This window comes from Yersinia vastinensis (assembly GCF_044905075.1).
Taxonomy (GTDB): domain Bacteria; phylum Pseudomonadota; class Gammaproteobacteria; order Enterobacterales; family Enterobacteriaceae; genus Yersinia; species Yersinia vastinensis.
In genome coordinates, this window is record NZ_CP173260.1 from 566,543 (window position 1) to 578,238 (window position 11,696).

Consider the following 11,696-nt stretch of genomic DNA (forward strand, 5'->3'; position numbering starts at 1 on the left):
TAATTATATCAATTACATCCCGTGCAGGTCATAGACCCATGCCCGTACCCTCTTGCGTCCGAGAATCTTTAGTGTTCAGGTCGGTTTGATGAAAGCGGCATATCTAAGCTCTCCCATGCGGTTACGACTAAATCTGCCCACCCACCCCTTTAAATTTCTCAATGAATGCGACGATTTTCTGGAACACTGACTGCTTTTTCGTTTTATATTGCGGGTTTAACGGGCTGAGTTTTGGTAACGTCTCGTTTAGCTCAGTACCATTTTCGGTGGCATACTCTCGTTTCAGGGACGTACGGATATAGCGTTTGGTAGCCTCTTCATTCAAGTTTTCTTCTTTTATCAATGCGTCTGCCTCACGCTGCTGTTCGCGCTGAGCAAAAGCGAAGAACGCATCAATAATCCCGGCCTTATCTGGCAGTTCATCCAGGTTCGTCTGCTGAATAAAATCAATGACTAGCCCTTCTTTGGCTCGGTTGCCCAGGCTTGAGCGGATAAGACGTCTGACTTCTTCGGTCAGCCCGTCTTTGCTCTTGTTCTGTTTGTTATGCTCGAATATCAGACCGAGGATATAATCCAGGTTAATCTCCTGAGACTTCAACAAATCCACCTCAAACACCACATCATCCCAGTCGGTGGTTGAGTTATCCTTATCATTCGCTGCCTTTTCGCGTCGTTGCCAGTCGCGGATGTCATTGTAGGCTGAACGGTAGTCCTGAAGCTTGCGTTCGGCAGGAAGGCGAATGGTCTGTAATTCAGCGAGCTTCTCATCATCGAGATAATGCTCGGCCTTGAAGGCTTCGAGTGCCTCCAGGTTGCTGGTATCGATCTTCTGGAGCGCTTTTAGCGTGGCAAATTCGTCATAGTTTTGCAGAATGTTTTCGGCTCTCAGATACTCACCAAACAGCTTTACAAAGGATTTTCTCTCTTTCTCGCTGTCAATATTCGCCGGGTCAGGGAACCGGTGCTCTAGCTCTGAGACTACAGTCATAAAACCACGTTTCGCTTCACCGGTGACGATATCGCTAAAGCCTTCCATGTACTCTTTGTAGCTCTTTTCCAGCACCACGTTTTTGGTATTCTTATCACCAAACAGCGTGATAGCATCAATCGTCGCGTGTTCCAGATTACGGAAGGTCACGATATTGCCGAAGGTTTTGGTGGCATCATAAATGCGGTTGGTACGTGAGAATGCCTGCATCAGGCCGTGATAGCGCAGATTCTTATCCACAAACAGGGTATTCAGAGTTGGGGCATCGAAGCCGGTTAAGAACATGCCCACGACAATTAACAGGTCAATATCCTGATTCTTCACTCGCTGCGCTAAATCACGATAATAGTTCTGGAAGCCATTGCTGTCGGTACTGAAATTGGTTTTGAAATGACGGTTATAGTCGTCAATCGCCGCATCAAGAAATTCTTTGGCGCTGCTGTTCATGGCACTGACATCGAAACTTTCATCGGTAATGTCACCGACCGCATTTTGTTCTTCGTTCGCAGCGAATGAATAGATGGTCGCTACCCTAAGTGGCTTACGGGTGTCAGTATGATTGTCGGGCCCCTGCTGTAACTGCTTAAAGGCTTCATAATAGGCTTTGGCTGCATCCACACTGCTAACCGCAAACATGGCGTTGAATCCTTTTGCCCCCGGAAAAGTACGATGGGTTTTCTGACGGTAATTAGCAAGAATATAGCGGGTAATTTCCTCAATACGGCGCGGATGTAGAAAAGCCTGATTGTTTTCAGCTGCAGTGAGTTTCTTGTCGTCGGTTTCGTTTTCAAGCGACTTAAACTGCGGGCGGACATCGTTATAATCCACCTTGAATTTCAGCACTTTCTCATCACGAATCGCATCGGTAATCACGTAAGAATGCAGTTCTCGGCCAAACACGCTGGCGGTGGTTTCAGCGCCCAATGCGTTTTGCGGGAAAATGGGCGTGCCGGTGAAACCAAACTGATAAAAGCGTTTGAATTTCTTTTTCAGGTTCTTCTGGGCCTCACCAAACTGGCTGCGGTGACACTCATCAAAAATAAAGACCACCTGTTTGTTGTAAACAGGAAGGTCTCCTTCCCCTTTCATCAGATTATTCAGCTTCTGAATTGTGGTGACGATAATTTTGTTATCGTCTTTATCCAGATTCCTTTTAAGGCCTGCAGTATTGTCAGAACCATTGACGCTGTCTGGCGAGAAGCGCTGATACTCCTTCATGGTCTGGTAATCGAGGTCTTTACGGTCGACAACAAAAAAGACCTTATCAATGAAGTCCAATTCGGTCGCCAGACGTGCGGCCTTAAAACTGGTCAGGGTTTTGCCTGAGCCGGTGGTGTGCCAGATAAAACCGCCGCTTTCCGGGGTTGACCAGTTTTTGGCTTTATAGGAGCTGTTAATTTTCCATAAAATCCGCTCGGTGGCGGCAATCTGATACGGGCGCATCACCAGCAACATCTGGCTGCTGTCAAACACGCTGTAGTCAAACAACACATTGAGCAGGGTATGCTTCTGGAAAAAAGTGGCAGTAAAGTCCTTTAGATCTTTAATCAGCGTGTTATCGGACTTCGCCCAGTTCATGGTGAAGTCGAAACTGTTCTTATCCCGCTTTGTTGTATTAGCAAAGTAGCGGGTATCGGTGCCGTTGGAAATGACAAACAGTTGCAGGTATTTAAATAGGGAGTTGTCACCGTTAAAGCTTTCCTTGCTGTAGCGGTGTATCTGGTTAAAGGCTTCACGAATTGCTACGCCGCGTTTTTTTAGCTCGATTTGAACCAGCGGCAAACCATTGATCAGAATGGTGACATCGTAGCGATTGGCGTGCGTACCGGTTTGCTCGAACTGCTTGATCACCTGCACTTTATTGCGAAGAGTATTTTTTCTATCCAGCAGATAAATGTTCTGAATACGGCCATCGTCGAAGACGAAATCATGAACATAGTCGTCATGAATCTTACGAGCCTTTTCGACAACGCCATCGCTGGGCTTGTCCATCCAGGTTTCCACAAAACGACGCCATTCAGCTTCCAGAAACTCTACATTATTAAGGGCTTGCAACTGCTCCCTGACATTATCCAGCATAGCCCTGGCGTTATTCAGGGTTGGCAGGTATTCATACCCTTGGTTAACCAAATCCTGAATCAGCTCACGCTCCAGATCACCTTCGCTCTGGTAGCTCTCGGTAATCTTCCATTCTTGGCTGTATGTATCCAAAATGATGAAGTTATTGGATTCAGTAATTGGCTTGGTGCAATCAACCATTTTTTTGTTCCTGCTGCCAGAAGCCACAGTTGTTCTTTAAGTGATCGAGCAACAGTTTGACAGTCGCTTTCTCCGCTGGCGTTGGCTCTGCAACGGCTTCATTCGATAGCGTGCTGTGGCTTGTGAAATTGATTATTCTGCTCAGATAAAGCTGTTTGTCGTCAGGCAAGAGTTCAGACCATTTAGGGTAGCCCAGAAAACTGGCTGTTTTCTCATAAAGATTGCGCAGTAACGTGAAGTGATATCTTTCAACGTTGTTGTCAGCAATTGCCTGTTCGATTGTTTGCTTTAGGTGGAGATGGTAGGAAAAACTCTTATTAGAATCGCCATGTTTTTCTATGAGGGCAAATGTCCCATCCTCGAAATTCTCCAACATGTAGCAAGCTTTGCCGTTCAACTCATTGAAAAGCACATTATAAAATATTGGACTATGCGTTGTGATAATGAACTTCAAATCGGATTTGCTGGATTTGATCAGCCCCGCAAGATTAACCGCCAGTTCAATCAAATGGTTATCATCAAGGGAGCTGACGGGATCATCAATGAACACATATTCCAGCTGATCAAATGCGCGGTTCTCGCGGGCATCCGGGTCGGCAACGTTGAGAATTGTTACCACCTGATCCAGTAGGGTGTAAAAGACACTCCAGATGAAGTTGCTTTCTTCACCTTTGGATAACTTGATATGGGCGGAACGCTCATCGTTGCCGCGCTCCATGGAAAAAGTGACTTCGGTAAAATCTATATTGAAGTGTGGCGTTAGCTTGTCGTTCGAATAGTGCTGGAAATAACGGACAATATTGCCATCCTGTCCCAAATCTTTAAGCAATGTCAGCAACCAGTTTGTATAGGAATTAGGCTGCACCTTCAGCTTCGGTTCGGCATCTTCTTGCAGATCGTTATCCCAGTAAAACAAGTCCTCGGTGAAGGCATTGTAATAGAGGATTTTTTTGCGCGACAACTCGGGTTGTTCAGCTTCATCATCACCTTCTCCGGCATTGACTTTGGGCGCAATCAGTTGCTTGAAATCCCGAGAAAGACGAGTCTTTCCCGTGCCATTGAAAGCGTAGATTAACTGTACCTTTGGTACAGACTTGATCTGCTCTACTTCCCTGGTGACAGTTTTTTTGGTTTTCCTGGGCGAACTCAGTTGTTGGGCTATCTCTGAGAGTGTCTTGCTCATGTTATGCCTCTGCCACTTCCGGCTTCGGGAAGCTAAATAGCATGTCTCGATAATATTCGTACTGCTTCTGGCGCAGCTCGATTTCGCGTGGAAGACCTTCGCTGATTGAGCTAGTCAGTACGTCGAATTTATCCAGAATCTGGACGATTTCAGACTGGATTGCGAGGGACTTTTCTGGATTGTGCGGGCAAGGGATTGGGATTCTAATATCTTTTAACATTGGTTTTGTTAGCTGCGGAATTCCCGTTTTAGGTGTTTTGTAATCACCTTCAATCATTTTCATAAAGTAGTAAGCATACTTTAAATTTAATTCTGTTTTGGGTGTTAAAACGAGTAGGCGGACAACCGGGAAAAAGGGTGTATCTCGATAACTTGTCCAGCCTATAGTTCCTCTGGCTGATATGGTTAAGCTAGGTGAATTTATTTTCCCTTGGTTTGTCCAACCATATAAAGAATTATCACCAATACCATTAGATAGTATTGGAATATTAAATTCTTCAGTTTGAATATCTGATAATGCATCTTTTGGGACATCACCCCCGGCAAAAATGTCGAAAACATTATTCAGTGGCGTCCACTCAACGTCAGCCCCATCCAGCAGTTTTTTTAGATAAAGAGGTTTTTCCTGCCCCTCTTTGAAACTAAGTAACTGGTCGCGATAGTAATTGTACTGTTTTTTACGTGCGGTAAGCTCAGCGGTAAGCTCAGCGGTAAGCTCAGCGGTAATCGCGGTAAATTTATCCAGAATTCGGACGATTTCAGACTGTATGGCAAGGGACTTCTCTGGATTGTGCGGGCAAGGGATTGGGATTCTAATATCTTTTAACATTGGTTTTGTTAGCTGCGGAATTCCCGTTTTAGGTGTTTTGTAATCACCTTCAATCATTTTCATAAAGTAGTAAGCATACTTTAAATTTAATTCTGTTTTGGGTGTTAAAACGAGTAGGCGGACAACCGGGAAAAAGGGTGTATCTCGATAACTTGTCCAGCCTATAGTTCCTCTGGCTGATATGGTTAAGCTAGGTGAATTTATTTTCCCTTGGTTTGTCCAACCATATAAAGAATTATCACCAATACCATTAGATAGTATTGGAATATTAAATTCTTCAGTTTGAATATCTGATAATGCATCTTTTGGGACATCACCCCCGGCAAAAATGTCGAAAACATTATTCAGTGGCGTCCACTCAACGTCAGCCCCATCCAGTAATTTTTCCAGATACTTTAGCTCGCTCATGCTTGCGCCTCACTGTCTTCAATTTCTGCAACAATGGCATCAATATCTGTGCGTAGCTGGTCGATTCTGGCAACGGTAGTTTTTAGCTCGGCATTCAGTTTGGTGATGTCCACGACTTCACGAGTATCTTTCGCTTCAACATAGCTGCTGACCGACAGGTTGTAGTCATTCGCGGCGATGGTCTCAAGCGGCACAGATTTCGCCAGATGGGCGGTGTCTGCCTTGCTGTCAAAGGCCTGCATAATCTGTTTGATATGCGCATCGGTCAGGATATTGTTATTGGTCTCTTTCTTAAACAGGCCACTGGCATCAATAAACTGTACGCTGGTATCTTTTTTGTGCTTTGACAGCACCAGAATATTAACGGCAATGGTAGTGCCGAAGAACAGATTTGGCGCGAGTGAAATCACCGTCTCAACATAGTTGTTATCGACCAGATACTGACGAATTTTTTGCTCAGCACCACTACGATAGAAAATACCCGGGAAGCAAACAATCGCCGCACGTCCTTTCGCTGAGAGATAGTTCAGCGCATGAAGTACAAAAGCGAAGTCGGCTTTAGATTTCGGGGCCAAAACGCCCGCCGGAGCAAAGCGTTCATCGTTTATTAGCGTCGGATCATCACTGCCAATCCATTTCACCGAATACGGTGGATTAGAGACAATAGCATCAAACGGCTTTTCATCACTAAAATGTGGCTCTTTAAGGGTATCACCCAGCTTGATGTCAAATTTGTCATAGTTGATGTTGTGCAGAAACATGTTCATACGCGCCAGGTTAAACGTCGTATGGTTTATCTCCTGACCAAAAAAGCCTTCTTCAATGATATGGTTATCAAAGTGTTTTTTCGCCTGTAACAGCAGGGAACCCGAACCTGCTGCTGGGTCGTAGATTTTATTGACGTGGGTCTGACCGTGCATTGCCAGTTGAGCAATCAGTTTTGAAACGTGCTGTGGCGTAAAGAATTCGCCACCTGATTTACCGGCATTAGCAGCATAGTTGGAAATCAGGAATTCATACGCATCACCGAACAGGTCAATCTGATGTTCGTTAAAGTCACCGAGCTTTAAACCTTCAACGCCTTTCAGCACGGCGGCAAGGCGGGTGTTTTTATCTTTAACGGTATTACCCAGACGGTTGCTGGTGGTATCAAAATCGGCAAACAGGCCTTTAATGTCAGCTTCAGACGGATAGCCGTAGGCTGAGCTTTCAATAGCGACGAAGATACTGTTTAAATCAGCGTTCAGCCTGTCGTTGGTATTCGCTTTAGCGGCAACATTGCAGAACAGCTGGCTCGGGTAAATGAAATAGCCTTTGGTTTTGATGGCATCATCTTTGATGTCATCGGTAATAATGCTGTCATCCAGTGCAGCATAGTGGACGCTATCGTCACCGGCCTCAATGTAGCTGGAAAAGTTTTCACTGATAAAGCGATAGAAGAGCGCACCAAGGACGTATTGTTTGAAATCCCAACCATCGACCGACCCCCGGACATCATTGGCAATTGCCCAGATTTGACGGTGTAGTTCTGCACGTTGTTGAAGACTAGTCATTTTTATCCTGTTATTGATTTTTGGTTACGGCTATTGATGCGATTTTATCGCAATTTGTTCTTATCGACTGTATATATAATCAAGTTAGATAATGCCTTTTTCCTGCACACGGCTTCGCAGGCTCTGAAAAGTTCTACCAATTCCAACACCTGTGTGCATTAAAAAAATCTTCGGATATATATCATTCTTCTGAACATACCCGATTAACGGCAGAACCTCACGGTTCTGCCGTTTTTGTTTTATTTTTCATAGGAGAAGTGATGAACAATTCTGAAGGTCTGCAGCCGTTGCAGAACTCACTTTCTGGCTTGCCGCAATGGGTTTCTGAACGCATTTTGCTCCAGGTAAGCCAGTTAACCAGTTATGAACCAATGATCGGCATTATGGGCAAAACCGGAGCGGGAAAATCGTCATTATGTAATGCCCTGTTTGCCGGTGAGGTATCGCCGGTCAGCGATGTGGTGGCATGTACCCGTGAACCCCTGCGTTTTCGTTTTCAGGTTGGAGGGCGGTTTATGACACTGATGGATTTGCCTGGAGTCGGGGAAAGTGGCGCACGTGATACCGAATATGCTGCTCTTTACCGTGAACAGCTTCCTCGCCTCGACTTGGTACTGTGGTTGATCAAGGCTGATGACCGGGCGCTGGCAGTGGATGAGCACTTTTATCACAAGGTGATTGGCGAGGCATACCGGCATAAGGTGCTGTTTGTTATCAGCCAGTCGGACAAGGCTGAGCCCACCAGCAGAGGAGAACGATTATCCACAGAACAGAAACAAAACATCAGCCGTAAAATCTGCCTATTGCATGAGTTGTTCCAGCCCGTGCATCCGGTGTGTGCCGTGTCGGTCCGTCTGCAGTGGGGGCTACGGGTGATGGCAGAGCGGATGATTCGCAGTCTTCCCCGTGAGGCCAGTAGCCCCGTGGCGGTACAACTCAGTGCGCCACTTCGTACCGATGCCGTTAATAAAAAAGCCTGTGACGATTTTGGGGAAACGGTAGGCTCGGTGCTGGACGCAGTAAGCGCTATACCACTGATACCGGCCCCGGTTCGGACCATCATTCAGACTGTACGCGATACGGTAGTATCTGTCGCCCGTGCCGTCTGGAGTTTCTTCTTCTGAATTTTCTTCAACTCTTTGCTATTCCCTGAACTCTGCACGCCTGTGCGACAGAGCTTTCCTTTATTTAATTTCCGTAAGGAGTCTGCTTATGATCCGTCTGGCTTCGCGCTTTGGCGCAGCTAATGTTATCCGTCGTGATCGCCCTTTAACTAGTGAAGAGTTGTTTCGCGCGGTACCGAGTGTTTTTAGCGAGAATAAACACGAATCCCGCAGCGAGCGATACACCTACATTCCGACCATTACTCTTCTCGACAGCCTGCAACGTGAAGGCTTTCAGCCGTTCTTTGCCTGTCAGACTCGGGTTCGTGACCCGGAACGTCGCGAGCATACCAAGCACATGTTGCGCCTGCGCCGTGAAGGACAAATCACCGGCAAGCAGGTGCCGGAAATCATTCTGCTGAATTCCCACGATGGCTCCAGTTCTTACCAGATGCTGCCAGGGTTGTTTCGCCAGGTTTGCCAGAATGGGCTGATTTGTGGAGAGACGTTTGGCGAGGTGCGCGTTCCGCACAAGGGAGACGTGGTGAGTCAGGTGATTGAAGGGGCGTATGAGGTACTGGGAATTTTTGACCAAGTAGAGGAAAAGCGCGATGCAATGCAGTCGCTGATGCTGCCACCACCTGCACAACAGGCTCTGGCACAGGCTGCACTGACATACCGTTTCGGTGAGGACCACCAGCCGGTGACAGCACCTCAGGTACTTTCACCTCGGCGCTGGCAGGATGAGAGTAATGACCTGTGGACCACCTACCAGCGTATTCAGGAAAACCTGATAAAAGGCGGGCTTAGCGGACGTAGTGTAAAAGGCGGGCGAACGCATACCCGTGCCGTGCGCGGTATCGATGGCGATGTGAAGCTTAACCGTGCGCTGTGGGTGATGGCAGAAACGATGCTCAGCGGGTTTCAGACAGACAAATACTAGCTCCGGGTTAATGCGGACATCACCTGTCCGTTCATTGCTCAATTTACAGGCAATGTTTCTTCTGACTGGACACGAAGCCGCATTCTGATTGCATTCAGCCTGCTGAAAAAATACTGCTTCTGCTGTCCATATCCTGTCCGGCCCTCTCGTTACACTAATCACTTAATTTTCAGTCTATTAACAGGATGGAGAACGCATCTCATGTCTCAGACTGAGCGCCGCCATGAGCGCCTTGCGGTCCGCTTGTCGCTGATTATCAGCCGTCTTGTGGCGGGAGAAACGCTGATTATGCAGAAGCTGGCTACCGAGTTCGGCGTGTCAGTACGCACGCTACGTCGGGATTTTCGCGAGCGGCTGACCTATCTCGACCTGGAGTTCCGTGACGGGCAGTGCTGCCTGCTGTCTGGTAGTCGCCAGCGGGAACTGGCGGTGCAGACCTTCGTCCGCCACTCCGGCGTGGAGGCGCTCTTTCCAGATATGGACAATCAGCTGGTTACCTCTCTGTTGAGTGCCAGCGAATCTCCCTGCCTTATCTGGCACAGCGCTACCTCCCGGGCACTGGCACGGCCTGAAGTGTTTACGCGACTGGTTCGCGCTATCACTGAACACCGTCGGGTGACGCTGCTGGCAGATGGCGGTCGTTACTCCGGCCTGGCTCCTTACCGCCTGGTGTGCAGCGACGGCTGCTGGTATCTGACCGGTGAGCTCGGGGGGCATATAACGGTTTTCCCGCTGGGCGAGATTCACACGGTAACCTTCCACCCGGCACTGTTCGTGCCGGATATTCGGGTGCGTAACCTGCTGTCACATCCCGATTTTCTTCGGGTATTACCTCACTTTCAGACTTTCCACTCACTGCTCGTTGTCAGTGACGACGGGTTTTCACCTCAAAAGGAACAAATATGAAATTACTTACTACCACGGCACTGGTGCTCAGCCTGTGTGCGGGTGCTGTTTTGCCAGTAGCCGCTGAAAATGTCGTAGGGACTGTTAAGGCCTGGCAATACATGCAAGCTGACGGCTGGAAATCAGCCGATGGTCTGGACAATCACACTCTCAGCAATGCGCTCTACGGTGCCAGAGTCATTGATAATTACCCCTGGACCCGGCAGTTTCTGCTGCGGATGGGATACAACGGAGGCTATTTTGTCGCTGACAAAAACACCAAAACGGTACGCAAACTTACACTCAAAACGGCCAGTGGTTCCCCCGCCGATTTGACATCCGTGTACCAGGGCGAGGGTAAGGTGTGTGGGTTCACTCTGATTGATACCCAGACCTCGCTGCTGGACGAGGCGCAACAGAGATCGGGTGGTACAGATAATCCAACAGAAGCGTTGAATCATGCCCGGTCTACCTACGTACCTAAAGCCCTGCTGGTCGTGCCTGATAATTGCGTCAATCCAAAACAACAGGCCGCGCTGGCGGCTAAGCGCTCTCAAAAAGACCGCGAACTGCAGCAGTGGGTGGCGAAGCAGAGCATGGCTGAACTGTGCCGCCGTACCGGTAACTGCTGAGAGTCTGGTTACAGGCGTTTTAAATCACACCAGATGCCTGGCAAATATATCGGGTGTAATACGACACCCATTAATTCAGGAAGAATGCCATGTTAAGAATTATCACATCAACCATACCCGCTCTCATTCTGTCACTCGCCACCTTCAGTACCGGTGCCGCGCAGCTTCCGGCAAGCCTGATGGATAAAGACAATCCCGGCCAGGAATACTGGTGCCAGGGGAACGACATAAACACCTCCATGTGCTCACTGACCGGTGTCAGCGACGACCATAAATTTGCCCTGATTCAGGACCTGCCGGGTCCGGCCTGTGAGGACTTAAGCTTCGGGGTTATCGACCTGGTGCGCCAGACCGGTGTCAACATTCCTTACGACGGTGGTGACTGTAAGGGCGATGTGCAGGCCAGTTTTGTACGCAGTGCGGAAGATAATGCTCTGTATGTGAAGATTGTCCGGGGCAGCAAAACACTATTGATGTACAAGGTTAAAACTGGTTACTGATGCCTCTATCGACACAAAATAAACACAACCCCTGTTGCTCACGCAACAGGTTTTTTTTTGCATTAAGGGCGTGTGATGTCTGAGCTAGTTTCGTCGCCAACGACGACTGAGTCAGCAAAAGAAAACACGCTAACTTTCATTAAGGAAGAATATGAAATTCAATCAATATATTCACATTCTACTAGTAGCTCGTTCCGCACTGGTGGCATTACTAATCCTGATTGCCTCCGGCAGCCGGGGTTTTCTTTTTTTGTCGCTTAGTATCCACCGACATCCTTGGCACTTCCAAACCACGAGCGCAGTTGTCACTTTCTTTCTTCAGGTAAATGTATCCGCTTCTGGTTATAAAGTCTGCTAAGAGCGACGGACGGAAGTTCGCAGTTGTTTTCACATCTGATGAATACATTACGTAA

General features: G+C 47.7%; 9 protein-coding genes. 5 read left to right on the forward strand and 4 right to left on the reverse strand.

Annotated elements, in window-relative coordinates:
* Nucleotides 1-127: 127 nt before the first annotated feature.
* From ACIOG0_RS02500 to ACIOG0_RS02515, 4 genes are read right to left on the reverse strand one after another with little or no spacing between them, the layout of a single operon-like run.
* Nucleotides 128-3,247 (reverse strand): HsdR family type I site-specific deoxyribonuclease, encoded by a 3,120-nt coding sequence (locus ACIOG0_RS02500; protein WP_145581905.1) that lies wholly within the window; start codon nucleotides 3,245-3,247, stop codon nucleotides 128-130.
* Nucleotides 3,240-4,430, reverse strand: coding sequence for an AAA family ATPase (locus ACIOG0_RS02505; protein WP_145581907.1), 1,191 nt, complete (start codon nucleotides 4,428-4,430; stop codon nucleotides 3,240-3,242). Before ACIOG0_RS02505 ends, ACIOG0_RS02500 begins: the two co-directional genes overlap by 8 nt.
* Before the next feature lies 1 nt (nucleotide 4,431).
* Nucleotides 4,432-5,667, reverse strand: a complete 1,236-nt coding sequence (locus ACIOG0_RS02510; RefSeq protein WP_145581909.1) for a restriction endonuclease subunit S — start codon at nucleotides 5,665-5,667, stop codon at nucleotides 4,432-4,434.
* On the reverse strand, nucleotides 5,664-7,220 hold the full coding sequence (locus ACIOG0_RS02515; RefSeq protein ID WP_145581911.1) for a type I restriction-modification system subunit M: 1,557 nt from the start codon (nucleotides 7,218-7,220) through the stop codon (nucleotides 5,664-5,666). Before ACIOG0_RS02515 ends, ACIOG0_RS02510 begins: the two co-directional genes overlap by 4 nt.
* Before the next feature lie 260 nt (nucleotides 7,221-7,480).
* Here ACIOG0_RS02515 and ACIOG0_RS02520 point away from each other — a divergent pair, with 260 nt between their 5' ends.
* From ACIOG0_RS02520 to ACIOG0_RS02540, 5 genes are all read left to right on the forward strand, one after another.
* On the forward strand, nucleotides 7,481-8,344 hold the full coding sequence (locus tag ACIOG0_RS02520; RefSeq protein WP_145581913.1) for a GTPase family protein: 864 nt from the start codon (nucleotides 7,481-7,483) through the stop codon (nucleotides 8,342-8,344).
* Between the two features lie 88 nt (nucleotides 8,345-8,432).
* Nucleotides 8,433-9,266, forward strand: a complete 834-nt coding sequence (locus tag ACIOG0_RS02525) for a DUF932 domain-containing protein (RefSeq protein ID WP_145581915.1) — start codon at nucleotides 8,433-8,435, stop codon at nucleotides 9,264-9,266.
* A 201-nt stretch (nucleotides 9,267-9,467) separates the two neighbouring features.
* Nucleotides 9,468-10,172 carry a WYL domain-containing protein gene (locus ACIOG0_RS02530; RefSeq protein WP_145581917.1) on the forward strand — a complete coding sequence of 235 codons (705 nt, stop codon included), beginning with the start codon at nucleotides 9,468-9,470 and terminating at the stop codon, nucleotides 10,170-10,172.
* Nucleotides 10,169-10,783, forward strand: coding sequence for a hypothetical protein (locus tag ACIOG0_RS02535; protein ID WP_145581918.1), 615 nt, complete (start codon nucleotides 10,169-10,171; stop codon nucleotides 10,781-10,783). The genes ACIOG0_RS02530 and ACIOG0_RS02535 overlap by 4 nt, the downstream gene beginning before the upstream one ends.
* A gap of 89 nt (nucleotides 10,784-10,872) precedes the next feature.
* Nucleotides 10,873-11,283, forward strand: a complete 411-nt coding sequence (locus ACIOG0_RS02540; RefSeq protein WP_145581920.1) for a hypothetical protein — start codon at nucleotides 10,873-10,875, stop codon at nucleotides 11,281-11,283.
* The last annotated feature ends 413 nt before the right edge of the window (nucleotides 11,284-11,696 follow it).

Coding starts and splice junctions, on each gene's coding strand:
- ACIOG0_RS02500 (WP_145581905.1), bottom strand. CDS start 3,247: ATGGTTGATTGCACCAAGCCAATTACTGAATCCAATAACTTCATCATT.
- ACIOG0_RS02505 (WP_145581907.1), bottom strand. CDS start 4,430: ATGAGCAAGACACTCTCAGAGATAGCCCAACAACTGAGTTCGCCCAGG.
- ACIOG0_RS02510 (WP_145581909.1), bottom strand. CDS start 5,667: ATGAGCGAGCTAAAGTATCTGGAAAAATTACTGGATGGGGCTGACGTT.
- ACIOG0_RS02515 (WP_145581911.1), bottom strand. CDS start 7,220: ATGACTAGTCTTCAACAACGTGCAGAACTACACCGTCAAATCTGGGCA.
- ACIOG0_RS02520 (WP_145581913.1), top strand. CDS start 7,481: ATGAACAATTCTGAAGGTCTGCAGCCGTTGCAGAACTCACTTTCTGGC.
- ACIOG0_RS02525 (WP_145581915.1), top strand. CDS start 8,433: ATGATCCGTCTGGCTTCGCGCTTTGGCGCAGCTAATGTTATCCGTCGT.
- ACIOG0_RS02530 (WP_145581917.1), top strand. CDS start 9,468: ATGTCTCAGACTGAGCGCCGCCATGAGCGCCTTGCGGTCCGCTTGTCG.
- ACIOG0_RS02535 (WP_145581918.1), top strand. CDS start 10,169: ATGAAATTACTTACTACCACGGCACTGGTGCTCAGCCTGTGTGCGGGT.
- ACIOG0_RS02540 (WP_145581920.1), top strand. CDS start 10,873: ATGTTAAGAATTATCACATCAACCATACCCGCTCTCATTCTGTCACTC.